The sequence below is a fragment of the Mesorhizobium sp. AR02 genome (genome assembly GCF_024746835.1).
Lineage (GTDB): Bacteria > Pseudomonadota > Alphaproteobacteria > Rhizobiales > Rhizobiaceae > Mesorhizobium.
Map to the genome: position 1 here is coordinate 3,632,029 of NZ_CP080531.1, position 24,581 is coordinate 3,656,609.

General features: G+C 63.7%; 24 protein-coding genes. 11 read left to right on the forward strand and 13 right to left on the reverse strand.

The annotated features are described in order from the left end of the window. Positions 1 to 92 precede the first annotated feature (92 nt). Entirely contained in the window at positions 93 to 1,040 is a 948-nt protein-coding gene (locus DBIPINDM_RS21765; protein WP_258589126.1) for an aldo/keto reductase, read from the forward strand. 217 nt (positions 1,041 to 1,257) lie between these two features. After that, positions 1,258 to 1,881 (forward strand): LysE family translocator, encoded by a 624-nt coding sequence (locus DBIPINDM_RS21770; protein WP_258589127.1) that lies wholly within the window; start codon positions 1,258 to 1,260, stop codon positions 1,879 to 1,881. A 19-nt stretch (positions 1,882 to 1,900) separates the two neighbouring features. Here the strand turns inward: DBIPINDM_RS21770 and DBIPINDM_RS21775 are convergent, their stop codons facing one another. Then, positions 1,901 to 2,689: a lysophospholipid acyltransferase family protein gene (locus DBIPINDM_RS21775; RefSeq protein ID WP_258589128.1), complete on the reverse strand. Its 789-nt coding sequence runs from the start codon at positions 2,687 to 2,689 to the stop codon at positions 1,901 to 1,903. Positions 2,690 to 2,811: 122 nt separating this feature from the next. Continuing rightward, positions 2,812 to 3,714, reverse strand: a complete 903-nt coding sequence (locus DBIPINDM_RS21780; protein ID WP_258589129.1) for a LysR family transcriptional regulator — start codon at positions 3,712 to 3,714, stop codon at positions 2,812 to 2,814. Between the two features lie 118 nt (positions 3,715 to 3,832). On the opposite strand from DBIPINDM_RS21780, the gene DBIPINDM_RS21785 reads away from it, so the two are divergent. Together DBIPINDM_RS21785 and DBIPINDM_RS21790 are read left to right on the forward strand one after the other, a co-directional pair. Next, entirely contained in the window at positions 3,833 to 4,303 is a 471-nt protein-coding gene (locus DBIPINDM_RS21785; protein ID WP_258589130.1) for a DUF1348 family protein, read from the forward strand. 25 nt (positions 4,304 to 4,328) lie between these two features. Further along, complete coding sequence (locus DBIPINDM_RS21790) at positions 4,329 to 4,961, forward strand: pyridoxamine 5'-phosphate oxidase family protein (protein ID WP_258589131.1); 633 nt, start codon at positions 4,329 to 4,331, stop codon at positions 4,959 to 4,961. An 8-nt stretch (positions 4,962 to 4,969) separates the two neighbouring features. Here DBIPINDM_RS21790 and DBIPINDM_RS21795 read toward each other — a convergent pair whose 3' ends face one another. The 3 genes from DBIPINDM_RS21795 to ftsE all read right to left on the reverse strand — a co-directional run bounded on the left by DBIPINDM_RS21795 (position 4,970) and on the right by ftsE (position 7,450). Further along, positions 4,970 to 5,695, reverse strand: a complete 726-nt coding sequence (locus DBIPINDM_RS21795; RefSeq protein ID WP_258589132.1) for a YdcF family protein — start codon at positions 5,693 to 5,695, stop codon at positions 4,970 to 4,972. Positions 5,696 to 5,805: 110 nt separating this feature from the next. Then, entirely contained in the window at positions 5,806 to 6,798 is a 993-nt protein-coding gene (locus tag DBIPINDM_RS21800; RefSeq protein WP_258589133.1) for a cell division protein FtsX, read from the reverse strand. Continuing rightward, positions 6,791 to 7,450, reverse strand: coding sequence for a cell division ATP-binding protein FtsE (ftsE, locus tag DBIPINDM_RS21805; RefSeq protein ID WP_010911739.1), 660 nt, complete (start codon positions 7,448 to 7,450; stop codon positions 6,791 to 6,793). The genes DBIPINDM_RS21800 and ftsE overlap by 8 nt, the downstream gene beginning before the upstream one ends. Before the next feature lie 252 nt (positions 7,451 to 7,702). On the opposite strand from ftsE, the gene DBIPINDM_RS21810 reads away from it, so the two are divergent. From DBIPINDM_RS21810 to DBIPINDM_RS21820, 3 genes are all read left to right on the forward strand, one after another. Continuing rightward, positions 7,703 to 8,347, forward strand: a complete 645-nt coding sequence (locus DBIPINDM_RS21810; RefSeq protein WP_258589134.1) for a hypothetical protein — start codon at positions 7,703 to 7,705, stop codon at positions 8,345 to 8,347. A gap of 24 nt (positions 8,348 to 8,371) precedes the next feature. Next, entirely contained in the window at positions 8,372 to 8,914 is a 543-nt protein-coding gene (hpt, locus tag DBIPINDM_RS21815; RefSeq protein ID WP_027031270.1) for a hypoxanthine phosphoribosyltransferase, read from the forward strand. Between the two features lie 119 nt (positions 8,915 to 9,033). Further along, positions 9,034 to 9,405, forward strand: coding sequence for a response regulator (locus DBIPINDM_RS21820; RefSeq protein ID WP_258589135.1), 372 nt, complete (start codon positions 9,034 to 9,036; stop codon positions 9,403 to 9,405). Here the strand turns inward: DBIPINDM_RS21820 and DBIPINDM_RS21825 are convergent, their stop codons facing one another. After that, on the reverse strand, positions 9,406 to 10,353 hold the full coding sequence (locus DBIPINDM_RS21825; protein ID WP_258589136.1) for a DMT family transporter: 948 nt from the start codon (positions 10,351 to 10,353) through the stop codon (positions 9,406 to 9,408). A 219-nt stretch (positions 10,354 to 10,572) separates the two neighbouring features. Between DBIPINDM_RS21825 and DBIPINDM_RS21830 the strand changes: the two genes are divergently transcribed. Further along, positions 10,573 to 11,430: a LysR family transcriptional regulator gene (locus tag DBIPINDM_RS21830; RefSeq protein ID WP_258589137.1), complete on the forward strand. Its 858-nt coding sequence runs from the start codon at positions 10,573 to 10,575 to the stop codon at positions 11,428 to 11,430. A gap of 164 nt (positions 11,431 to 11,594) precedes the next feature. On the opposite strand, the gene DBIPINDM_RS21835 is transcribed toward DBIPINDM_RS21830, so the two are convergent. The 3 genes from DBIPINDM_RS21835 to DBIPINDM_RS21845 all read right to left on the reverse strand — a co-directional run bounded on the left by DBIPINDM_RS21835 (position 11,595) and on the right by DBIPINDM_RS21845 (position 16,274). Then, the gene (locus tag DBIPINDM_RS21835; RefSeq protein ID WP_258589138.1) at positions 11,595 to 12,548 is read right to left on the reverse strand and encodes a DUF4238 domain-containing protein; all 954 of its coding nucleotides are present in this window, start codon (positions 12,546 to 12,548) and stop codon (positions 11,595 to 11,597) included. A gap of 61 nt (positions 12,549 to 12,609) precedes the next feature. After that, a complete protein-coding gene (locus tag DBIPINDM_RS21840; protein ID WP_258589139.1) occupies positions 12,610 to 15,216 on the reverse strand; it encodes a TIGR02302 family protein in 2,607 nt (868 codons plus the stop codon). A 116-nt stretch (positions 15,217 to 15,332) separates the two neighbouring features. After that, positions 15,333 to 16,274 (reverse strand): threonine/serine dehydratase, encoded by a 942-nt coding sequence (locus DBIPINDM_RS21845; RefSeq protein WP_258589140.1) that lies wholly within the window; start codon positions 16,272 to 16,274, stop codon positions 15,333 to 15,335. A gap of 50 nt (positions 16,275 to 16,324) precedes the next feature. On the opposite strand from DBIPINDM_RS21845, the gene DBIPINDM_RS21850 reads away from it, so the two are divergent. After that, a complete protein-coding gene (locus tag DBIPINDM_RS21850; RefSeq protein ID WP_258589141.1) occupies positions 16,325 to 16,627 on the forward strand; it encodes an ArsR/SmtB family transcription factor in 303 nt (100 codons plus the stop codon). A gap of 20 nt (positions 16,628 to 16,647) precedes the next feature. On the opposite strand, the gene lysA is transcribed toward DBIPINDM_RS21850, so the two are convergent. The 3 genes from lysA to argH all read right to left on the reverse strand — a co-directional run bounded on the left by lysA (position 16,648) and on the right by argH (position 19,664). Then, positions 16,648 to 17,916 (reverse strand): diaminopimelate decarboxylase, encoded by a 1,269-nt coding sequence (lysA, locus tag DBIPINDM_RS21855; RefSeq protein WP_258589142.1) that lies wholly within the window; start codon positions 17,914 to 17,916, stop codon positions 16,648 to 16,650. Between the two features lie 69 nt (positions 17,917 to 17,985). Continuing rightward, the gene (locus DBIPINDM_RS21860) at positions 17,986 to 18,192 is read right to left on the reverse strand and encodes a hypothetical protein (protein WP_027054069.1); all 207 of its coding nucleotides are present in this window, start codon (positions 18,190 to 18,192) and stop codon (positions 17,986 to 17,988) included. A gap of 71 nt (positions 18,193 to 18,263) precedes the next feature. After that, positions 18,264 to 19,664, reverse strand: coding sequence for an argininosuccinate lyase (argH, locus tag DBIPINDM_RS21865; protein WP_258589143.1), 1,401 nt, complete (start codon positions 19,662 to 19,664; stop codon positions 18,264 to 18,266). Positions 19,665 to 19,701: 37 nt separating this feature from the next. On the opposite strand from argH, the gene tlpA reads away from it, so the two are divergent. Next, complete coding sequence (tlpA, locus tag DBIPINDM_RS21870; RefSeq protein ID WP_258589144.1) at positions 19,702 to 20,382, forward strand: thiol:disulfide interchange protein TlpA; 681 nt, start codon at positions 19,702 to 19,704, stop codon at positions 20,380 to 20,382. A 1-nt stretch (position 20,383) separates the two neighbouring features. Here the strand turns inward: tlpA and DBIPINDM_RS21875 are convergent, their stop codons facing one another. Continuing rightward, on the reverse strand, positions 20,384 to 22,834 hold the full coding sequence (locus DBIPINDM_RS21875) for an EAL domain-containing protein (protein WP_258589145.1): 2,451 nt from the start codon (positions 22,832 to 22,834) through the stop codon (positions 20,384 to 20,386). A 368-nt stretch (positions 22,835 to 23,202) separates the two neighbouring features. Here DBIPINDM_RS21875 and DBIPINDM_RS21880 point away from each other — a divergent pair, with 368 nt between their 5' ends. Beyond that, complete coding sequence (locus DBIPINDM_RS21880) at positions 23,203 to 24,555, forward strand: extracellular solute-binding protein (RefSeq protein ID WP_258589146.1); 1,353 nt, start codon at positions 23,203 to 23,205, stop codon at positions 24,553 to 24,555. The last annotated feature ends 26 nt before the right edge of the window (positions 24,556 to 24,581 follow it).

Genomic DNA, 24,581 nt, shown 5'->3' on the forward strand with positions numbered 1-24,581 from the left:
CCTTTGACCTTGGTGCGGCGAGACCTAGGTTAGGCTCCGAACCCAGCCAGCGGGCGGCATCCGCCCGGTCCCAATCCTCACGGAGATCCGTCTTGCAGAAACGCCGTCTCGGTCGCACCGACCTTTCCATCGCGCCGCTGGTTCTGGGCGGCAACGTCTTCGGCTGGACCGCCGACGAGAAGACATCTTTCGACCTGCTTGATCGCTTCGTCGGGGGCGGACTCAACGCGGTCGACACGGCCGACGCCTATTCGCGCTGGGTCCCCGGCCACAAGGGCGGCGAATCCGAAACCATCATCGGCAGCTGGATGAAGAACCGTGGCAACCGTGACAAGGTCGTGGTGATCACCAAGGTCGGCTCGGATATGGGACAGGGCCACAAGGACCTGTCCGCCGCCTATATCGAAAAGGCTGTTGACGCGTCGCTGAAGCGGCTGCAGATCGACGCCATCGACCTCTATCTGTCGCATTGGCCGGATCCAACCACGCCCTATGAGGAAACACTCGGCGCCTATGAAAAGCTGCTCGCCAAGGGCAAGGTCCGCCATGTCGGCTGCTCGAACCTCGACGCCGGCCAGTTGCGAGCGGCACTCGATGTCGCGAGCCTGCGCAGCCTGCCGCGCTACGAGGTGCTGCAGCCGGAATACAATCTCTATGACCGCTCCGCCTTCGATGGGCCGCTGCACGATCTGTGTGTGGCCGAGGATATCGGCGTCATCACCTATTTTAGCCTGGCCAAGGGTTTCCTAAGCGGCAAATACCGCAGCGAGGCCGATCTTGGCCAAAGCCCGCGCGGCGGCGGGGTGAAGGACTATCTCAACGCGCGCGGCACGCGCATTCTGGCAGCACTAGACGCGGTGTCGGCGAGACATTCGGCCAAACAGGCGGAAGTCGCGCTTGCCTGGGTTATCGCGCGGCCCGGCGTCACGGCACCGATCGCCAGCGCCACCAAGCCGGACCAGATGGACAGTTTGATCAAGGCGGCGTCGCTGAAGCTGACCGCCGACGACATGGCCGAGCTCGACAAGGCGAGCGGCTGAGGCCTCCCGCCACCGCTAGAGCAGCTCGCCGTTTCACGGAAACGGCGAACCGCTCTACCTCTTCGTCTTGCCACAATTCCCAAGGGAAAGCGCTGCGCGCTTTTCCCGGGAAAACCGCTTCACACTTTTCCTGGAAGTGTTCTATCCGCACGAACGTCCAAGACCACCCTCCCGTCTTGCCATAGCGTCCTGCGCTCGAGGCAAGACAGAGGGTGGAATGACTGAGCCGCTTCTTTCGCAGCCGGAGCTTTGGCCGCTGCTCGCGTTGGTACTTGCCGCAACGGTGGTCATGGGCAGTCCAGGTCCGGCAACGATAAGCGTCACCGCTGTCGGCGCCGCCTTCGGCCTGCGCGATTCGCTGCGCTATACCTGCGGGATCGTTCTTGGCACGGTCGCTGTCCTGCTGGTGGTGGCGACCGGGATCATGGCGGTGCTCGGGTCGATGCCTAGGCTGGCGCCGTTGCTGGTTGTCGCGTCTGCCGCCTACATCCTCTATCTCGCCTTCAAGATCGCTACGGCGCCGCCGCTGGCGACACGCACGGCCGAGGCTACGCGCCCGACCTGGCTGGCCGGTTTTCTGCTGGCTGTCGCCAACCCCAAAGCCTATGTGGCGATCGCCGCCGTTTTTGCCGGCGCTTCGTCGAACCAGGGCAGTGCTGAACTTGGCTTATGGCCGAAGCTGACGGTTCTGGCCGTGATGATCGTTGTTATCCACGCCGTCTGGCTTCTTGCCGGCGCAGCGTTCGCGCGCTTCCTGCGCAGGCCGGTCGCCTCGCGCATGATCAATCTGGTCTTTGCCGCGACGCTGGTGCTGACCACCGTGCTGGCTGTCTACCGCTGATTGCCTGGCCGGAGGGCCTTCAGGCCTTCGCGCCGAGCTCCCGCAACCGCTTCACCGCGGTCGGCGGGAAGGCCGGCGGGTTGGGTGCGCGGGACGCTTCGACGAGCATCTGGTCGCAGGCGGCTTCCGTCTCGCCGATCAGCCGCGCCATGAATTCGTCCTTGCCCAGGCCCGGCGGAATCGGCGGCAGGAAACGCGCCTTGATGGTGCCGGGATAGCGCAGGAACTTGCGGCGCGGCCAATAGAGGCCGGCCACATGGGCGACCGGCACCACCGGAACGCCAAGCTGCGCGTAGATTTCGACGATGCCGTATTTGTAGGCCGGCTCGTCGCCCGGCGCCCGGCGCGTGCCTTCGGGATAGATGATCAGCTGGCGTGGATTGCGCGCCATCTCTTCCTTGGTCGCCGCGACCACCGCCTTCAAGGCCTTGGAGCGGCTGCCGCGGTCGACCGGTATCATGCGCATCTTCATGATGTACCAGCCGAAGAACGGGATCCAGGTCAACTCACGCTTGAGGATGTAGAGCGGGTCCTGAAGATAGGGGAAGAAAGCGATCGCGTCCCAGAACGACTGGTGCTTGGGCGCCAGGATGAAGGAGCCCTCGGGCAGGTTTTCCTGCCCGGTGATGTCGTTCTTCGTTCCGGCGATCTTGTCATAGAGCCACATACAGCTGCGCGACCAGAATTTCGGCACGAACCAGGCGCGGTGACGGGGCGACAGGAAATAATAGGGGGTCCAGAGGATCATCTGGACGATCAGATTGACGTAGAAGACGAAATTGAACGCCAGCGATCTGACATAGAGCATGGGGGAGGTCCGGTGAGGAAGTGTGCGTTGGTTACACCAAGCGCGGGGAAAAAGGAAATGGCGCAAGCGTGTTCCGATCAATGTCGAAGCACGGTTCGCGCCAGGTGCCGAGCCCAGGCACGCTACCCCAATCGCGCCAGCCGCTCCTTCAGACGCGGTGCCGCAAAATCGAGGAAGGCGCGCAGCTTGACCGGCAGCAGGCCATGGCCAGCATGCACCAGGCTTACCGGCCACGGTTCCGGCTCGAATTCTTGCAGCAGAATGCGCAGCATGCCCGACCGCACCGCGGCATCGACCTGATAGGAGAGCACTTTTGTCAACCCGACGCCGGCAATCGCTGCATCGATCGCCGCCTCGGCGGTGTTGACCTGAAGCCGCGAGCGGACCTGAACCGTGACTTCCGTCTTGCCTCTGGTGAAGCCCCATGGGGCGGCGGAGGAAAGTCCCTCGAAGGTGATGCAATTGTGCGTGTTCAGGTCTTCCGGGATCGTAGGCGTGCCGTGTTCGGCGAGATAGGCAGGGCTGGCGCAGACGACGCGGCGAATCGAGCCGACGCCAATGGCGACAAGGCTCGAATCAGGTAACTGGCCGATGCGCAGCGCGAGGTCGAAATGGTCCTCGACCAGCTGGGTAATGCGGTCCGCCAGGGTCAGGCGGATGTCCACGTCGGGATAGGCCGAGAGAAAGCCGGTGACCACCGGCAGCACATGAAGGCGGCCGAACACGACCGGCGCGGTGATGGCCAGTTCACCGGTCGGAGCGCTGTATTCGCCCGCCGCGGCGCGTTCAGCCTCGCCAACCTCGTCGAGGATGCGGCGGCAGGCAGCAAGATAGGCCTCGCCGGCATCGGTCGGCGTCAGCCGGCGCGTCGAACGGTTCAGGAGCCGGGTGTTGAGATGGCGTTCCAGATCGGAAACCTTGCGGCTGACGGTCGCCAGCGGAATGCCGAAACGGCGGGCCGCGGCGGAAAGGCTGCCGGCCTCCACCGCGGCGACAAAGAGCGACATGGCCTCGAGACGATCCATAGCTTCTTTCAGAAAATGGAAGGACTGGTTGCAAATATGTCATCTGCATTTCAAGAATGGAAGGCTTTATATCTGGGGCGTGGCTTTGTCTGCAGCATGGCCAATCAAAGGAGTCTCTATGTCTGAAAGCCGCCCGCCGCTTCCGCCCTTCACCGCCGAGACCGCGGCGCAAAAGGCGCGCATGGCCGAGGATGCCTGGAACTCGCGTGATCCGGCACGGGTCGCGCTCGCCTACACGACGGACAGCCGCTGGCGCAACCGCGCCGAATTCCTGCAAGGCCGCGATGCCATCCAGGCTTTCCTGACGCGCAAATGGAGCCGCGAGCTCGACTACCGGCTGATCAAGGAGGTCTGGGCCTTCCACGGCAACCGCATTGCCGTACGCTTCGCCTATGAATGGCACGACGACAGCGGCTCCTGGTTCCGCAGCTACGGCAATGAGAACTGGGAGTTCGACGAGCACGGGCTGATGCGCCTGCGCATCGCCAGCATCAACGACCTGCCGATCAGCGAGGTCGACCGCAAGTACCATTGGCCGCTTGGGCGCCGCCCGGATGACCACCCAACATTGTCGGAGCTCGGGCTTTAAACCTGTTCCGGGCAAGGAGGTTTCGATGAACGCGCATGCTTTCACCAGCGATGTCGCCTTCACGCCGACCGTCAAGGCGATCCAGGCGCGCAAGGGTTCGCGGCAGTCTTACGCCCGCGTCGAGGAGCGTGGTGGCTGGCAAGCTGTCATCACGCCGGACCTTGCCGCCTTCATCGAGATGCAGACCAGCGTCTTCCTGTCGACGGCCAATGGCGATGGCCAGCCCTACATCCAGCATCGCGGCGGGCCGGCCGGCTTTCTCAAGGTGTTGGACGAAAGGACGATCGGCTTTGCGGATTTTTCCGGCAACAGGCAGTTCATCACACAGGGCAATCTGGCCGACAATTCACGCGCTTTCCTGTTCCTGATCGACTACATGCTGCGCCAACGCATCAAGATCTGGGGCACGGCGCGCGTCGTCGAAGGCGATGCCGAGCTGATCGCGAAGCTGATGCCGCAGGATTACAAGGCGCGGCCCGAGCAGGTCATCCTGTTCACGGTCTCGGCCTGGGATGCCAACTGCCCGCAACACATTCCGCAGCGCTTCGAGGCGGCTGATGTGGCGGCGGCGCTTGGTGAACGGGACAAGCGCATCCAGCACCTTGAACAGGAGGTCGCGCGTCTCAAGGGAATGTCAGGCGCTGCCGCCAAGGACTGATACCTGAATCAGCCGCCAGCTGCGGTTTCGGCCAGTGCGATGCCGTCGGGGGTCGGCTTCACCGGCACGATGCCGCGTGCCAGCGCCAGCAGATATTTGGTGTATTCGGTGAACAGCACGCGCAGCGCCCGCGGCTTGGTCAGCCAGCCGCCATTGTCGAGGTTGGAATTGACCACCGGATAGGGTTCCAGCTTGGCGCCATGCAGCAGGCGGCCCATTTCCAGCAGACTGCGCGGCATGTGGTAGTTGTTGGTGACGAGGATCACGGTGCCATAGGCATGGCTTTCGACCCATTTGGCACTTTCCTCGGCATTGCCGATCGTGTCGAGCGCGGCCCGGTCGATGTCGACGCAGCAGGAAAACAATTTCTTGTCGCCGCCGGTCGCGACCTGAAGCTGGCGACGGCTGGCGGAAGGATGCACGCCGCTGATCAACAGCCGCTCGCCCTTGCCGGACGCCAGCAGATCCATCGCGGCGTCGAGGCGCGACTGACCGCCGGTCAGCACGATGATGGCATCGGCCTTGGCCGGATTGGCGGGCGTGGTCAGATGGGCGACTTTGTTGGCGAACCAGCCGAAGCCGCCGGCAAACAAGGTTGCGAGGACGAGGAGGGAGAGCGCGGATATCCGCAGTGCGGTCTTTAAACGGCTAATCCCGCCGTGGTCGCGCAAACGAGCAACCACCACTGGCATCTGCCCAGCCGTCCCGGTCGAATCCCGCACGTCCATAGCCATATGGTTAATCCTGAAATGCGGCCTTTGGTAGGTAAAAGACGCACTTTGCGTTACGCCGCTTCTCCATCCGTGATCACGCTGCTTCCATCCCCGCCAGAGCATGCTCCCTTTCATGCGTCTGGCTGGCGAACGTCGATGTCGCTGAGATAGGCGACAACGGTGGCATGCGAGGTTGCCGCTGTCAGCGCGCCGATCACCAGCACCATGAGGACGACGCCGAGATAGCCCGCCGAGCCGATGGCGAAATTGCCGAACAAAGCGGTTGCCTGATCGGCCTGCGGCGTCGCCACGTTGCGCGACGACCACCAGGAAAAGACGATGAAGACCAGCACAGCCGCTGCCCCGCCGGCGGCCGCGCCCTTCATGCCGGTGACCAGGAAATGCCGGCGGAATTCGCGCGCGATGAAGGCCGCCTCGGCGCCGACGAAATGCAGTACCTCGATAATGTGACCGTTGCCGGCCATGGCGCCGCGGGTCGCGAACACCACGGTCAGCACGGTTGCCGACAGCATCAGCGCCAGTACGGCGATGCCGATGGTCACCGTGGTGCGCGCCATCGCCACCAGCCGGTCGACCCAGGTGCGATGGTCGTCGAGCGACGCGCTCGGCAGCTTCGGCGTGATGGCGGCGCGCATGGCGGCGAAGTCGGGCGGGCTGTTCTCGTCGATGGTGACGATGATCAGGCGCGGCACCGGCAGTTCGTCGATGTTGAGGCCGGAGCCCAGCCACGGCTCCAGCAGCCTGGCGGTCGCCTCGCGGTCGATGATCCTTGTCGACTTCACGCCGGGAAATTCGCTGGCGATCTGCGACGCCTGGGCAAGCGCTGCCTCCATGTCGAGGCCGTCGGCCGGCTTCACCTGGATCGTCGCCTCGCGCGAAATCTGGTTCTCCCAGACCGAGGCGGTATCGCGCACCAGCGTCACCGCGCCGAAGGTCAGGCAGGATAGGAAGGTCATGATGGCGATGACCAGGACCAGGGCGCGGCCGGCGATGTTCTGCGCCGGTACGATCGGCGCCATCCGGCGCTGGGCGCGCGGCCTTGCTTCGGCCGCCTCGGCTTCCTGCTCATGCTCTTCGAGATGTTCGGCGGACAGGTCAGTCATAGATGTCCAGCCTTCCGCCGGCCAGGATCATGCGGCGCGCGTCGACCTGTTCCATCAGGCCAAGGTCATGGGTCGCGATGACCACGGCGGTGCCCAACCGATTGAGCTCGATGAACAGCCTGAGCAGGCGCCGCGCCAGCGGCGGATCGACATTGCCGGTCGGCTCGTCGGCCAGCAGGATTTCCGGCTGCTCGATCAGGGCGCGCGCGATCGCGGCGCGCTGCTTCTCGCCGCCCGACAGGACCGGCGGCAGCACATGCATGCGCTCGCCCAGCCCCACCCATTTCAACAGCTCGGTGACATCGGTGCGGTAACTTGCTTCCTCGCGCCCGCGCACGCGCAGCGGCAGCGCGACATTCTCATAGGTGGTCATGTGGTCGAGCAGGCGAAAATCCTGGAACACCACGCCGATGCGGCGGCGCAAGTGCGGCAGTTCGGTGCGCGAGATGCGTGAGCGGTCCTTGCCGAAAATGGTGATCAGCCCGCGCGTTGGCTTCAGCGACATGAACAAAAGGCGCAGCAACGTCGTCTTGCCGGCGCCCGAAGGGCCGCTCAGGAACTGGAAGGAGCGCTCCGGTATATGCAGGGAGATGTCGCGGAGGATTTCCGGACCCATGCCATAGCGGAGGCCAACATTTTCGAAGCGAATCAATTTCGACGACCTGAAATTCCTAGAGCATGATGCCGAAAAGTGTGAAGCGGTTTTCGGACGACATCATGCTCGGTCTCTTTTAGAGCCGGCGCAGAGCCTGCCTGTTCTGGGAAAAGACCATCGGCCGGCATGGTTAACCGGCGGTTAATTCCTGTGCTGTTTCGGCTTGTCACGACGGCTCCGGTGGGGAAGCGTTAACCATTTATGTTTACGCAAAAGAAACGAAAAGCGAACACGCGCAATAACGGGGCCATGATGGCTGACGAACGAACCGCGCGCCCGGTTTCCGGCGAAATCATGACCGATACCCCGGCAATTGCCGCGGCGGACAGGATCGTGCGTGCTCCGGCGGCCGATATCATCGATGCCGACTATGAAGTAGTGCCGCGCTTTGCCCCTGCCGTGGAAAGCGTTTCACCGCTGCCGCGTGCGATTATCACCCCGTCCATCGAGGGCATGGACATGTTGCGCAAGCCGGAACCACCGGCGGAACGGCCGCCGGCCGCGCGCGGTGGGCCGATCTTCTGGATCGCCGGCATCGGTGCTGCGCTCGCCGCCTTCTGGGTCTCCGGCGGGCATGCGCTGGTGCGCCAGGTGCCGTTCCTGTCCAGCGCGCAAGCGTCGGCGCTGACCATCTCGGGCGTCACCTCACGCGTCGACGCCTCCGGAGCCAATCCGGTGTTGTTCGTCGATGGCGAGGCCGCCAATGACGGGACGGGGCCGGCAACAATGCCGCCGCTCGAAATCCGGGTGACGGGCAATGACGGACGTTTGACCCGCTATACGTTGGGGACATCCGGCCATTCGCTGGCGTCGGGCGAAAGATTCGGCTTTGCCAGCCGGCTCGACGTGCCTAAGAACGGCGTAAGGACCGTTTTGGTTACTTTCGCTGACTAGGCGATCACCGGGGAAGACCACCAAATGCCCATCGTACGCGACAAGGACATCGAAGTCCTGTTTTCGGCGTCGGCGATCGCGCGCCGCAATCTCGAGCTGGCCAAGGAGATCGCCGAGCACGACTATCACGATCTGCTGGTGATTTCCGTGCTGAAGGGCTCGTTCATCTTCGCCGCCGACCTGATCCGCGCCATGCACGATGTTGGCCTGTCGCCAGAGGTCGAGTTCATCTTCATTTCCAGCTATGGCGCCGGCACCACCAGCGGCGAGGTGAGGGTGCTGCGCGACATCGACAATGAGGTTGCCGGCCGCGACGTGCTGCTGATCGACGACATTCTCGAATCCGGCAAGACGCTGACCTTCACCCGCGACCTGATGCTGTCACGCGGTGCGAAAAGCTGTTCCATCGCCGTGCTGCTCGACAAGCGTATGCGCCGCCAGACCGCGCTCGTCGCCGACTATGTCGGCTTCGACTGCCCCGATTATTTCGTCGTCGGCTACGGCATGGACGTTGCGCACGCCTTTCGCGAATTGCCGTTCGTGGGTGTTGTGAAAGGCGATGCGTGAGGCGAGTGCCTCGCACCGGCAAGTTCTGAAAAAGCCCTTAACGGCGCTGGAAAAATTAGCCGGTCGGACGCTTGGGGCTTTCAGAAAAAGTCAACTTTTCGCCGCCAAATATGCCGGCCATGGCAAAGCTTCTGATCGTCGAGGACGATGAGTCCGTCCGCACCCTCGCAGCCCGCGCGCTTGAACGCGCAGGCCACGCAATCGATATCGCCGCCCATGGCGCCCAAGGCCTGGCGCTGATCCGCGCCGCCCATGGCGGCTACGATCTCGTCGTCTCCGACATCCGCATGCCCGAGATGGACGGCATCGAGATGGCGATCGCGGCGGCGGCGCGTTTCCCGGCGATGAAGATCATGCTGATGACCGGCTATGCCGACCAGCGCGAGCGCGCCGAGGAGTTGAACGGCATCATCCTCGACGTCGTGCAAAAGCCGTTCACGCTGGCGGAAATCCGCTCACGCGTCGAACGGGCGCTGATCTGCTTCGCCTGATCACACCGGATCGGCAGCGGCAAGCACCGGCGCTGCGCTCCTGCGCCGCTCGGTGTTGAGCGCCAGCAGGCCGGCGCCGATGATGAGGATCGCACCGATCACGGTCGTCGACCGCGGCACCTCGGCGAAGAACAGGAAACCCCACAGCGGCGACCACAAAATGCCGGTGTATTCGAAGGTGGCGACCCGATTGGCCGGTGCCAGCCTGTAGCCCTGCGACAGAAGGATCATGCCGGCGGAGGCGACGAAACCGCAGGCGGCCATCTTGAGGAAATCCGGCAGCGTCGGCCATATCCATGGCCGCACCAGGAACTCGACACTGGGGTGGACGGCGTGGGTTATGCCGGCCAGGTGGAATGTGCCGGCAACCACCGCCGCGCCGATGAGATAGGCGCCGTTCTGGTAGAAGGCCATGACGGTGGACGATTCGGTATCGCCGATCTTGCGCGCCATCAGCTGCGAGAAGCCGTAGAGCGCCGCCGAGCCCAGCGACAGCAGCGCCGCCCAGTCAAACAGGCCGGCACCGGGGCGCACCATCACGATGACGCCAAGCAGTCCGATCAGCACCGTCGCCAGCGTCCGCCAGGAGACGCGTTCGCCAAGGTAGGGCCCAGCCAGCGCCATGATGAACAGCGGCGCCATGAAATAGAGCGCTACGGCGTCGGCCAGCGGCAGCGCGGCGATGGCCAGATAGTAGACCGTGTAGGAGGTGAACTGGATGAAGGCGCGGATCGTCAGCAGGCCGAACCGCTTCGACAGGATTGCGCGCAAGCCGACATCGGCGTGGACGAGGACGATCAGGATCGGCAAGGCGACTATCGAGCGGATCGCCATCACCTCGGTCACCGGGTAGCCGCTCGATACGGCTTTGACCAGCGGGTCCTGCAGCGAGAACACCAGCACGCCAAGGCACAGGCTCAGGATGCCGCGCACCATCCTATTCTGCATCTGCGTTCAGGCTCCTGCGCGTATGACCCGAAGCGCGTCCGGATCAAAAAGAACCCGCCACCGTTTCGGGCAGCGGGCACGAGTGAGGACTCTTTATTGGTCCGCGGCCGATTTCGCAGCCGCATATCCAATGGGTGTCACAACTATCGTCACGGCGTTTGACATGTTGCAAACGAATTGGAATGATAGCTGTGATCAGATTTTCTTATGGCGGATTCCATGCGACCAACCCTCGACAGCGATCTCCTGCGCACCTTTGTGGCCATTGCCGAGGCCGGCAATTTCACGCGGGCGGCCGAGCAGGCCGGCCGCACCCAGTCGGCCGTGTCGATGCAGATGAAGAAGCTCGAAGAGCTGGTCGGCGACAGCCTGTTCGAGCGCGGCTCGCGCGGCGTCGCGCTGACACGGCGCGGCGGCGAACTCATCGTCAATGCCCGCCGCATCGTTTCGCTGCTCGACGAGACGGCGGCGTCGATGGCGGCGGCGCCGCTCGGCGGACCGGTGCGCATCGGCATTCCGGAGGAATATGGCCACGCCATCCTGTCGCGCGCGCTCGGCGCGTTTTCAAAGCGCCACACCAAGGTCGAGGTCACCGTGCGCTACGCGCATTCGGGAGCACAGCTGTCGGCGCTCGCCGCTGGCGAACTTGATCTGTGCGTGGTGTTCGAATGGCAGGATCCGGCCGGGGGCGAAGTGCTGATGCACGATCCTACCGTCTGGGTGACGTCGAACCTGCACCACATGCATGAGGAACGGCCGGTGCCGATCGCGCTCTACAACCGGGCCGGCTGGTGCAAGGACTTTGCCATCAAATCGCTGGAACAACGCGGTCTTGCCTATCGTGTCGCCTATACCAGCGACACCACCGGCGGCCTGAAGCTTGCCGTCACCTCAGGACTGGCGATCGCGCCGATCTCGCGCAGCAACATTCCAGATGGCTGCCGGGAACTGACGTCCGCCGACGGGTTTGGCGACATCGATTCCTCTAATGTGGTGATGCATCGCAACCCGAATGCATCAGGTGAGGCGATCGACGGCATGCAGGAGGCGATCCGCGAGGCGTTCGTCAACCGGTAGCTGGATTAAGCATATCCTCATGGAAATTAGCATCTCGTTCCGTGCTTGCGACACAGGGCTGTCGGCAGCGGTTCATGAAGTGCAAGGCCCTCCGACAATCGAATGTCGTGCGGTCGATTGATCCTCGTCGCAGACTGGGGGCGCCGATTGGCTCCAACACCGTGCTACTCGGGCGCGGTGACTCGCATCAGCATTGCTTGAAGGAAGCCATCGGGGCGAGGGATCGAGATAAATTCGTGCGTCACGCGATGGCTAGCGAACTTTGCCACCAGGGCCTCGATGTCGTTCCGTTTTCCGGACGAGATAATCAGATCTTCCGCGCATTGCACGACGGCCTCGTTGATCCGTTCAACTCCTCTAGGCTCGATCGCGGCGAACCGAACAGACCCCTGGGGCTCTCTGGAAAAATCAGCCTCGTCGAGCCGCATTGAGACGTCCATGACGACATGAAGGCAAAGCGAAGGCGTTAGCGGCAGATAGCGGGGCAGGATAGGTTTTCCGCCCCGAAAAGGACCAGGATCGTGGAACGCAGCCGGATTGTCGCACGTGACGAATTCCAGACGGGTGGAATTCTTCACTACAATCCACTCGGCGTTATAGATGCGCCAAGCATGCTCTGTGAGTTGGCGTGCCATCATCGCGCGGATGAAGTTTGGATAGGTTTCGACCGCTATGCGTCCTTTGTCTACCTCCTCAATAGCTCTCTGTAACTTTGGGTCGGCCTTTCCTCGGCGTGCATTCAATACCTGGTATGCTCGGACTGTCTCGATGACGTTCCGGTTGTTACCCTCCACAAATAGCCGCGTGGCGGCAGGTGTGGTGACCATAAGATTTGCCATATAGCCCGAAACGGCGAATTTGACGTCTGCCGGCGCATGGCCGTTCGCCAAGGCCTCTACCGAAGGCTTCCAGTACGGTTCGAAAGTCTTCCGGTACTCGCCAAGGGCCTCGGGCTTGGAAAGGAAATCGGGAACGATGTCACCACCCATCTCCCGGCATATGTCGCCAGGATGACAGGGAAAATCTTTCAAGTCCGACTTACGGTAGGCGTGCAACATACCTCCTGGGTGAACGAAGTGCTTGAGATAGGTTTGGGCCACATAGTGGTCCTTGCGCATCGGACCTCCTATCGCAAAGCGCGCGTTCTAAGGGTTGCAGTCGTCCCGAGGGCGTTGGTTCCTACTTCAGCTCCAGCAGCCGTTCCAGATAGCTGCGCTCGATGTCGGGGCTGAGCGCGTTGCCGAGCCGCTTGCGGATCGCTTCCAGGATCTGGCGGGCGCGCTGGACGTCGATCTCGTCGGGGACTTTCACCGAATCGCCGAAATCCGGACCCTGGCTGGCGCGCGGCCGGCCGAGCGGGTCGCGGTCGGCATTCTGCTGGCGACCGCCTTCCTGGCTGCCGCCCTGGTCGCCTTGCATGGCCTGCATCTGCTTCATCATGTCCTTGGCACCCTTGCGCAGCGCCTCGAGCGCCCGGCCCTGGTGGCCGACGGCCTCGTCGCCCTGGCCTTCGCCGAGCGCCTGCTCGGCGCTGCCCATGGATTTTCCGGCCTCGCCAAATCCTTCATTGGGCTCCATGCCCATGCCTTCAAGGCTCTTCTTCAGCTTATCGAGATCGCTCTTCAGCTGGCCCTGGCCTTCCTGCAGCTGCTTCAGCGCATCGGCGAATTCCTGCGGCGTCATTGGCTTCGGCCTCGCCAGCGGATCGCGGTCCTCGCCAACGCCCGGCTTGTCCCGGTCCTGGCCACCGCCTTGGCCGAGCTGCTCGTCGCGGTTCTGTCCGCGCTGGCGCTCGCCGCGCTGCATCTGGTCCATGCGGAAGGTGTCGTTCATCATCTCCTGCTGGCGCCGCAGGATCTCGCCGAGCTTGTCCATTTGCTGGCGCATCTGGCTGTCCTGCTCGCCGCCCTGCTGCTGACGGCCGGCCTGGAGATTGTTCATCATGTCCTGCAGCTGCGACAGCAATTGCTGCGCCTTGTCGCGATCACCCGACTTCGCCAGATTCTCGATCTGATCCATCATGCGGTCGATGTCGCTCTGGCGCAGTTCCTGGCCGTTCTGCTGCATCTGCGGCGCGTTCGGGTTCTGCTTGGCGCGTTCGGCGAATTCCTGCAGGAACTGGTTCATCGCCTCGCGCAGTTCCTTCATCGCCTTTTCGATTTCCTGGTCGCTGGCGCCGTTCTTGATGGCGTCCTGCAGCGCCTGCTGCGCCTGGCGCAGCCGCTTTTCTGCCGCCGAGAGGTTGCCCTCCTCGATGCCGAGCGCGATTTCCCAGAGATAGGCGACCTCGCTGCGCAGCTGATCGTCGTTCCCGGCCAGCTTCAGCCGGCTGCGCGCGCTCATGATGGCGAGATAGTGGGACATGTTGTCGAACGTGTCTTCCGGCCGCAGCGTGATGGCATCGATCAGGTCGAGCACGCGCGGCTTGGCTTTGACGTCGAGCGCCAGCAGGCGGCGCTGCTCGATCACCGCCCGTGCCAGCGGGTTGGCGAACGGCCGCTCGGGCATCACAAGCGTCTTGGTCTCGCTCGATGCGGTGTGGCCGGCGTCATCGGTGGCGACCAGTGTCAGCTTGATGCTGCTGCCGGCCCAGACATGCTCGGTCAGGTCCTTGGTGGTCTTGGCGGCATTAGACTTGCCGCCACGGCGCGGCAGTGCCAGCGGCATCTCGGGCGGACCATAGAGCGGATGCGCATCCGGTGCCTGCGGGTCGGCCAGCGCGAAGACCGCTTTGGCGGTGGCGGCGCCATAATCGTCGTCGATCTGGTAATTGAGTTCGAAGGCGCCGTTGGCGGCACGCTTGGGCTCGCCGACAAAGCGGATCTGCGGTGGCTTGTCCGGGATCACGGCGAAGGCCCAGCGGCCAAGCTGATCCTCACCCGATTTCAGCGTCAGCGTACCATCGCCGGTCAGCTTGCCGGTGAACTGGCGTACCTTCGAGGGGGATGTGGGGGCCGGCGCCGCCGGGCTTGCGGCAGGCTTGGTAGTGCTTGCCTGCGGTCCGGCCGGGTCGATGACACGCGCATTGTCGTCCTTGTCGGCATAGGCAAGCGTTTCCTCGCCCGAGCCTCCGGTGACGCGCAAGGAGACATCGCTGCCTTCAGGCACATGAAACGTTGGCGTCGCCTGGTTGGCGTCCGCGGTCAGGAAGATCGGCGGCTTGCCGGTGTAGGCTGGCGGCGTCACCCAGGCGTCGATGCGCGGCGGCACGGCGTCGTGCGCGCCGTGGGCGCTGAAGCCGTCGGCAATCCTGCCGCCGGTCGGCCCGAAGGAAAAGGCAAAGGCGGTGACGAGCAGGAGCGCCGCCACGGCGCGCAGCCCCCAGGGGTCGCGCTCCGGCACACGCGTGCGCGGCAGGTCGGCGCCGATTCTGTCGAGCTTGGCGGCCATGCGCTTCTGGTGCTCGCGCCACAGTGCCTGCGAGAAGCTGCTTTCCCGGCCGCTTGGCCGGTCGGCCTGCACCAGCACGGGGCTGTGCAGCAGTTCGTTGGCGGCCTCGATGCGGCGATCGACCTCGGTGGCACCGGGCAAGCGGAAGAAACGCAGCGGATAGAGCGCCGCCAGCCCTGCCAGGCCGAATGTGGTGACAAGACCGATGCGCGCAACATCCGGCAGCCGGGAGAAAACGCCGAACCAGGAGATGCTCAGGAACAGGCTGGCGACAATAATCAGCGGCAGCAGCAACGGCCAGCCGCGCTCGACCATCATCGAGACCCGCGTCGCCAGCCGGCTGAGCGCAAGGCGCCCGGCGAGACCGCGATCGCTAGGGGTGGGTCGTTGCGTCATCGGCCCTTCCTGGAATCAGGCGGGATAGCCCGATCCTCACGACTCGAAGAATACCAGCAAACACGGCAAAGGCGAGGCGCTTTCAAAAAACGTGAAGCCCGCCGCTATGGTTGCAATCAGAAATTGGCGGGGTTTGCGTTGGCGCCACAGACCAGCACGGCGACGCGTTCGCCGGGTGCCGGCGCATAGCGGCCGGACAGGATCGCGGCGAAGGCCGCCGCACCACCCGGCTCGGAGATGATGCGCACACGGTTCCACAGCGCCTTCTGCGCGGCGATGATGTCGTCGTCGCTGACCAGGAGGGAGCGTTCGACGAAGGCTTCGGCGATCGGGAACATCATTTCGCCGACGCGCTTTGGCGCCAGCGAATCGGCGGCGATGCCTTCGGCCGGCGCGTCGACGGGATGGCCGGCCTCGAAGGCGCGATGAAGCGTCGGTGCGCCCTCGGGCTCGATGGCGATGATACGGATGCGGCCGGCATACCAGGCGGCGATGCCGCCGATCAGGCCGCCACCGCCGACGGCGACCAGCAGCGTGTCGATCTCAGGCAAGTCGCGCTCGATCTCGAGCCCGAGCGTGCCCTGGCCGACCAGCGTCTCCTCCTGGTTGAAGGCGTGGATCTGCAAGGCGCCGGTCTCCTCGGCGAAACGCTCACTGGCGGCCAGCGCCTCGGCATAGCGGGCGCCGCCGACGACCAGGTCGGCGCCATAGCCGCGAATGCGGTCCAGCTTGGCTTGTGGGCTCACTTCGGGAACGAAGATGGTGGCCTTGTGGCCGAGCCGCATGGCGGCGTAGGCGACGGCGGCGCCATGGTTGCCGCCCGAGGCGGCGACGACGCCGGCCGCGGGGACTGGCCGTTCGAGCAGATTGGTGAAGGCGCCGCGCGCCTTGAACGAGCCGGAATGCTGCAGGCATTCGAGCTTCAAGTCGACCGCCAGCGGCGGCCGGTCGAAGTCGGCCATGTCGACGCGCAGCACCGGTGTGTGCCGGATGTAGGGACGGATGCGCGGTTCCATCGCGGCAATGCGTTCGCGTGTGACGGTGTTGCCCTGCGGCATGGCGATCTCCTTGGGATTGACAGCAATTAGTAACTTGGCAAAATGGCTAAATGCAAGAGGTTGATGTCTTCAAGGCGATCGCCAACGAACGCAGGCTGCAGATCCTCGACTGGCTGAAGGATCCGCGCGCGCATTTCCCGACCCAGGCGGACGGCGATCTGGTCGAGGACGGCGTTTGCGCGCTGCTGATCGCCGAGAAACTCGGCATCACGCAGGCGACGCTCTCCGAACATATGCGCGTGCTCACCCAGGCCGGCCTGCTGCGGTCCAAGCGCATCAAGCAATGGACGTTCTACCGCCGCGACGAAGACAGGATCGCCGACACCAGAGTGCTTATCCAGAACCGGCTGTAGCGCCGCCGGCGAGACGGCTTCTATGCCAGCCAGTCGGGCACTGAATCCAGCCCGATCAGATCGTCATAGGTCAGGCGCGGGCGCACGACGTGGAAACGGTCGCCGTCGACCAGCACCTCAGGCACCAGCAGGCGGGTGTTGTAGGTGCCTGCCTGCACGGCGCCATAGGCGCCGGCCGTGGAAACGGCGACGAGATCGCCGGCCTTCAGCCTGGGCAGATCGCGGTCGAGGCCGAGATAATCGCCGGTCTCGCAGACCTGGCCGACCACGTCGACCATCATGCGTGGCGTGTCGGCCGGCGGCTGCACGACCGGCTTGATGTCGTGGAAGGCATCGTAGAGCGTCGGCCGGATCAGATCGTTCATGGCGGCGTCGACGACCAGAAAATTCTTGGCGTCGCCTTCCTTCACGAAAATCACTTCCGAGACCAGGATGCCGGCATTGCCTACGATCAGCCGGCCCGGCTCGAACATCACCTTCAGCCCGAGCTTGGTGACATGCTTCCTGACGACCTGGGCATAGGCGTCGGGCAGGGGTGGTGGGTTGTTGTCGACGCGATAGGGAATGCCCAGCCCGCCGCCGAGATCGACATGATCGATGGCATGGCCATCCGCCCGCAGCGCGCCGACCAGATCGACCAGCAAGGCGAAGGCGTCGTCGAAGGGCTGCAACTCGGTGATCTGGCTGCCGATATGGGTGTCGATGCCGGTGACCTTGATGCCCGGAAGCGTTGCCGCCCTGGCATAGACCTGCCGCGCCCGCTGCCAGGCTATGCCGAACTTGTTCTCGGCCTTGCCGGTGGAGATCTTCTTGTGGGTCTTGGCGTCGACATCGGGATTGATGCGCAGCGAGATCGCCGCCATCTTGCCGAGGGCCGTGGCGCGGGCCGAAAGCAGCTCAAGCTCCGGCTCGGACTCGACGTTGAAGCAAAGGATGCCGGCTTCGAGCGCAAAGTCCATTTCGCGCGCAGTCTTGCCGACGCCCGAGAACAGGATCTTGCCGGGCGGGATGCCCGCGGCCAGCGCGCGGCGCAACTCGCCTTCCGAGACTACGTCGGCGCCGGCGCCGAGCTTGGCCAGGGTCCGCAGCAACGCCTGGTTGGAATTGGCCTTCATGGCGTAGCAGACCAGCGCGTCCAGCCCGGCGAAGGCCTGGGCGAACACCCGGTAGTGCCTGGTCAAGGTGGCGGTGGAGTAGCAGTAGAACGGCGTGCCGACCTGTGCGGCGATATCGGGGATTGCCACGTCCTCGGCATGGAGCACGCCGTCGCGGTAGTCGAAATGGTTCACGAGAGTGGTTCCGGAAAGTTGGAGCACGAAGAGATCGGGTTTAGAAGACCAAACCCGGTCTGATCGGTTCTAGATCAGCGGGTCGAGGAAGAACTTCTTGTCCTTGACCGGTTTTTCCGGCTCCGGCGGCAGCGGCTGCTTGGCCTTCTCGGCATCCTTGCGGGCCTGTTCGGCGGCTTCATAGGGCGTGTCGAGACCGGCCTTGCGGCCGCAGGCGGTCACGGCGGCCATCGCCGCCAGCAGCGTCAGCGTCACCAAAATCCTGCTTCCGGTCATCGATCCATCCGTCCGAAACGTTTTGTCAGCCGCCGCTTTTAGCCGAGTTCTCGGCGTATTGCACCCCTGGCTCAAGCTTTCGCCAGCCGCTTTTTCCAATAGCGAATCTGCTTCCTCACTTCCGACGGCGCGGTGCCGCCGAAACTGGTGCGGCTCTTGACCGAGTTCTGCACCGCCAGCACCGAGAAAATATCCGAGGTGATGCCGGGGTTGATCGACTGCAGGTCCTCCAGCGAAAGCTTCTCCAGGCCCACCTTCTTCTCCTCGGCCAGCGCCACCGCGCGACCGGTAACATGATGCGCCTCGCGGAACGGCAGGCCGAGCGTGCGCACCAGCCAGTCGGCAAGGTCGGTCGCGGTCGCGTGGCCGGAGCCGGCGGCCTTCTTCATCGCGGCGGCGTTCACCGTCATGTCAGAGACCATGCCGGTCATCGCCGCCAGCATCAGGTCGAGCGTCTCGGCGGCGTCGAACACCGATTCCTTGTCTTCCTGCATGTCCTTGCCATAGGTCAAAGGCATGCCCTTCATCACCGTCAGCAAGCCGACCAGATGGCCGTTGACGCGGCCCGTCTTGCCGCGCACCAGTTCGGCGGCGTCGGGGTTCTTCTTCTGCGGCATGATCGAGGAGCCGGTGGAGAAACTATCCGACAGCCTGATGAAGCCGAACTGCGGCGTCGACCAGATGATGATTTCTTCCGCCAGCCGCGACAGATGCGTGGCGCAGATCGCGGCCATGCTAAGGAATTCCAAAGCGAAATCGCGGTCGGAAACGCTGTCCAGCGAATTGCGCATCGGCTCGCGGAAGCCGAGCGCCTTGGCGGTTCTATGGCGGTCGATCGGGAAGCTGGTGCCGGCAAGGGCCGCCGCACCCAGCGGGCTCTCGTCCATGCGTTCGATGGCGTCGCGCACGCGCGACAGGTCGCGCGAAAACATCTCGACATAGGCCATGCAGTGATGGCCGAAAGTCACCGGCTGCGCCGCCTGCATATGGGTAAAGCCCGGCATCGCCGTCGCCGAGTGCTCCTCGGCCCGCTCCAGCAGCGCCGTGATCAGGCCCTTCAGCGCTTCGGCGACGCGGAAGCACTCGTCCTTGACCCAGAGCCTCAGATCCACCGCCACCTGATCGTTACGCGAACGCGCGGTGTGCAGGCGGCCGGCGGCCGGGCCGATCAGCTCGGCGAGGCGGGATTCGACATTCATGTGGATGTCTTCAAGCTTGGTCGAAAACTCGAAGCTGCCGGCCTCGATCTCTTTCAGGATCGTGTTCAGGCCGTGGGCGATTTTTTCTTGATCGGCCGCCGAAATAATGCCCGTTTGCGCCAGCATCTCGCTATGGGCGATCGAGCCGCGGATGTCCTGCGCGTAGAGTTTGCGGTCGAACGAGATCGATGCGTTGATCGCTTCCATGATCGCGGCCGGACCCGAGGCAAATCGTCCGCCCCACATCTGGTTGCTGGTCTTCTTGTCGCTCATCGCTATAAAACCCGTGCTTCGGAGCAGTTTTGAGAACATGGCAGACGGAAACAGATTTTTCCCGGCCCCGCGCCTGATCCTCGCCGCCCTGGTGGCGGGAGCGCTGGCCGGCGCGGTCGCGGTATATGTCAGCGAGAGCCGGTCTGGCAACAATGCAGCGGCGCAAGTGGCCGTCGGCGGCAGCAAGGACGACGTCGCCTGCGCCGCCAAGAGCGACCGCGCCAAGAAGGTCGCCGCCGCTGCTACTGGCGAAGTCGCCGCCCTGTTGCCCGCCGACCCGCCGCAATCCATGAAGAGCCTTGCTTTCAATGGCCCGGACGGCAAGCCGATGACGATCGCCGACCATGCCGGCAAGACGGTGTTGCTCAACCTCTGGGCGACATGGTGCGCGCCGTGCCGCGCCGAAATGCCGGCGCTCGATGCGCTGCAGAAGGAGAAAGGCAGCGCCACCTTTCAGGTCGTCGCCGTCAATGTCGATGCCGGCGACGATGTGAAGCCGAAGAAATTCCTCAGGGATATCGGCGTCGAGGCGCTCGGCTACTACCGGGATTCGACGGTGGCGCTGTTCAACGACCTCAAGGCGCGCGGCCTGGCGCTCGGCCTTCCCGTCACCATGCTGATCGACGGCGAAGGCTGCCTGATCGCGCATATGAACGGTCCGGCCGAATGGTCGAGCCCTGACGCCAGGCGGCTGGTCGATACGGCGCTTGGATCGTAGGCTAGGCCGAGCGCACGTTTGGCTTGAGCAATATGAGACTGCCATCCTGGCGGTCGGCGCGCACCGGAGTGCGCTTGCCATGGCCGGTCAGGTCGTCGAACGCCTCGATCGGCGCCGGCTTGCCGAGATAGTAGCCCTGGCCGATCTCACAGGCTTCCGCGTCCAGGAACTTCAGCTCGCCAAGCGTCTCGACGCCTTCGGCAAGAACCGGCAGGCCAAGGCCGCGCCCCAGCCCCAGCACGGCGCGCACGATCGCCGCGACCTGGCCGTTGGTGTCGACCGCCTTGATGAAGGAGGAGTCGATCTTGATCTTGTCGAAGGGGAAGGCGCGCAGGTTGGAGAGCGAGGAATAGCCGGTTCCAAAATCGTCCATGGCCACGCGCACGCCCAGCGACTTGACCTGCCGCAAGGTTGCCAGCGCACGCGGCATGTCCTTTACCAGTGCGGTTTCGGTGATCTCGAGTTCCAGCCTTGTCGGGGCCAGACCTGTCCTCAGCAAGGTCTCGTGGACCTTGCGGCTGAAATTGGGATTGTGAAGCTGGACCGCGGAGACGTTGACGGCGACCGTCAGCGGATTTTCCCAGCGAGCGGCTTCCTTGCAGGCCGCGTCGAGCACCCAGTCGCCGATCTGCCCAATGGCGCCGCTGTCTTCGGCAACCGGGATGAATATTGCCGGGGAAACGTCGCCGCGTTCGGGATGACGCCAGCGAATCAGCGCTTCGAAGCCAACCATCTTGCCGCTGCTGATCTCCTTCTGCGGCTGGTAGACGAGGTAGAATTCGCCACGCACGACGGCCTGGCGCAATTCGTGCTCCATCACGCGCTTGTCGCGGGCCTCGGCGCCCATCGACGCCTCGAAATAGCGATAGGTGTCCCGGCCTTCGGTCTTGGCGCGGTAGAGTGCCGTATCGGCATGGCTGATCAGGCTGGTCTGGTCGTCGGCGTCGAGCGGATAGATCGCGATGCCGATGCTGGCCGAGACCAGGCCGCCGCCAACCGCGGCCCGGTTTTCCTCGCGCATGGCGGCGAGCAGTGAGCCTGCGATGCGGCCCGCCGCCTGCGGGTCGGGCAGGTTGGGGGCGATGATGGCGAATTCGTCGCCGCCGAGGCGCGCAAGCATCTGGCCGTGGCGCAGAATGCCGGCTGCGCAGCTTGCCACCTTCTGCAGCATCGCATCGCCGGCGCCGTGCCCGTAGAGGTCGTTCACCTCCTTGAAGCGGTCGAGGTCGAACAGCAGAAGCGCAAGATGCCGGCCTTTGACGCCCTTGTCGGCATTGGCGATCCGGTTCATCGATGCGATTTCCGTGTCGAGACGGCTGGAAAAGGAGCGGCGGTTGGCAAGTCCCGTCAGCGGATCGAAATGGGCGAGGCGAAGGATCTCCTGCTCCGCCTTCTTGCGCTCGCGGATGTCGCGGACGGCGATGACGTTGTGGGGTTTGCCGCAATAGTCGATGCTTCGGGCAATCAGCTCGACAGGAATTCGCGTTCCGTCGCGGTTCCGCAGCTCCGCCTCCCACGGCTGGCCTTCCAGGCTGGCTGCGTCGGTTGCGGTGCGTTCGTCGAAGAGTTCGCCCAACTCCATGCCGGTCAGCGTCGCGGCCAGCGTGCCGGTCAGCTTGCCCATGCTGTCATTGGCGCTGACGATGCGGTTGCCGTCGCAGACGATCAGGCCCTCCACGGCGGCATTGGCCAGGCCGTGCATACGGTCGACCTCGAGCTTCTGGCGACGGAAGCGCAAATCGATCCACAGCGCCGATGCCGACAGCACCAGGATCACCAGCGTGGCAGCCGCGGCCGCGAAAGCCTGCGAGGTCGGCTCGATCGTGTATTCGGATATGACGATCGCGGAATCGGGAAAGATCGAGACGGCACCCATGCCGATGAAATGCAAGGTGCAGATAGCCAGCGTCAGCAGCACCGCGCCGACGGATGTGGCGACCAGGGAGGGGCGGCGCAGAACGACACGCAGCGCCAGTGCCGCGAGTGTCACGCCGGCCAGCAGGGAAACGGCGACCATCAACAGGTTCCATTCGATGCGGCCCTGGACCTCGAATGCCGCCATGCCGATGTAGTGCATGGCCGCGATACCACCGCCCAGAACGGCGCCGCCGACGAGATGATACTCGAACTCGTCCCGCAAGGTGGCGATCCACATGCCGGCCGCCGTCAGCGCGACCGAGGCGGCGAGCGAGAGCACGGAGAGCCACGGATCGTAGGCACTGGGTATGCCCGGCGTGAACGCAAGCATGGCGATGAAATGCGTTGCCCAGATGCCGAAGCCGGTCGAGGTGGCCGCGATCATCAGCCAGGCAAGCCGGTTCCGGTCTGTCGAGCGGCTGATGTGGTGAAGCAGGCTGACAGCAGAGAAACAAGAAATTCCGCAGATCAGCGCGGCGAGTGCGACCAGTCTCAGATCGTGCTGGTTCACGATACAATTGTAGACCGTCAACATCTTATTTCCCCAAGCCCATTGGAAATAAAAACGAAATACGACTGATTACTGCTTGGCTGTTGAAGGATCGATAAAGTCGCCTGCAACCAGAGCGTGCTTCCCCGGCGCAAGCGTCAGTCGCCGCACCAGCATTTCACCATTCCGTTAGCCGGATAAGCATGGCGACCGATCATGTCTTTACGTCCTCGACAGCCGCCCTAGCTACCTCAGGCGCCGGTGTGCCGTTTGATGCCAAGCCGCCGAAGGAGAGGAACGAGCAGCTGTGCAAACGCCGGAGGCCCACAACAGAACTGTCACATACCTTCTCTAAGAGAGCGGGCAAGGACTTGCGCAAGACCCTTGTCACCAGCCACTCAAGAGGGAAAACCATGACCATCATCAAGCGGGGCTTTGCTGCCCTTGCCGCTGGCGCGCTCAGCACCGCGCTGGCGATGCCTGCCTTTGCAGAGCCGGTAAAATTTGATTTCTGGTTCGGCCTTTCGGGCGACCTCGCCCGCGTCGTCGACACGCTGTGCAAGAACTTCAACGCCTCGCAGAAGGACTATGAAGTCGTCTGCACCAGCCAGGGCAATTACGACGCCACGCTGCAGAACACCATCGCGGCCTTCCGCGCCGGCAAGCAGCCTGCCGTCGTCCAGGTCTATGATGTCGGCACCGCCACCATGATGCTGTCGGGCGCCTACAAGCCCGCCGACAAGCTGATGGAAGAAAACGGCTACAAGGTCGACTACGCCGACTATTTCCCCGGCATTGCGCGCTATTACGCGACGTCGAAGGGCGAGATGCTGTCCTTCCCGTTCAATTCCTCGACCGCGCTGATGTACTGGAACAAGGATGCCTTCGCCAAGATCGGCAAGACCGAAGCGCCGAAGACCTGGGAAGATGTCGGCGCCGACCTCAAGGCGATGAAGGATGCCGGCTATGAATGCCCGATGGCCATCAACATCTCGGCCAACGAGAGCTGGCAGCTGATGGAGCAGTTCTCGGCCATCCACAATCAGCCGATCGCCACCAAGAACAACGGCTATGATGGCCTTGACGCGCGTCTGGAAGTCAACAAGACCAAATTCGTCCAGTACGTCACCGACCTGAAGAAGTGGTATGACGCTGGTCTGATCAAGATCAAGTCCAAGGATCTCGGCCAGGATATGGTCCAGGCTTTCGCCTCGGGCACCTGCCAGGTCATCCTGACCTCGGTCGGCGACCACGGCACCGTCGGCAAGACGCAGAAGGAAGGCATGAAGTGGGATGTCGCCGAACTGCCGGTCTATGCCGGCACCGAGCGCAAGAATTCGCTCGTCGGCGGTGCCTCGCTGTGGGTTCTCTCCGGCAAGTCGGATGCGGAGTACAAGGGCGCTGCCGCGTTCCTCAACTTCATCCACGATCCCAAGACGGCTTTGTTCTGGTCGACCAACACCGGCTACATCCCGGTGACCAAGTCGGGCTTCGACTACATGAAGTCCAGCGGCTTCTACGACAAGGCGCCCTATAAGGGCCGTGAAACCGCCATTGCCAGCCTGACCGCGTCCGAGCCGACTGAAATCACCCGTGGTGTGCGCCTGGGCAACTTCACCCAGATCCGCGCCGAGTTCGGCACGCAGATGCAGGCGATCTTCGCCAATAAGGTCAGCGTCCAGGAAGGCCTCGACACGCTGGTCAAGAATGGCGACGCCATCCTCGACCGCTTCCAGCAGACCTATCCGGGCAAGACCCTGCCCTGATCGCTGAAATTTTCAGGCTGCCCGTC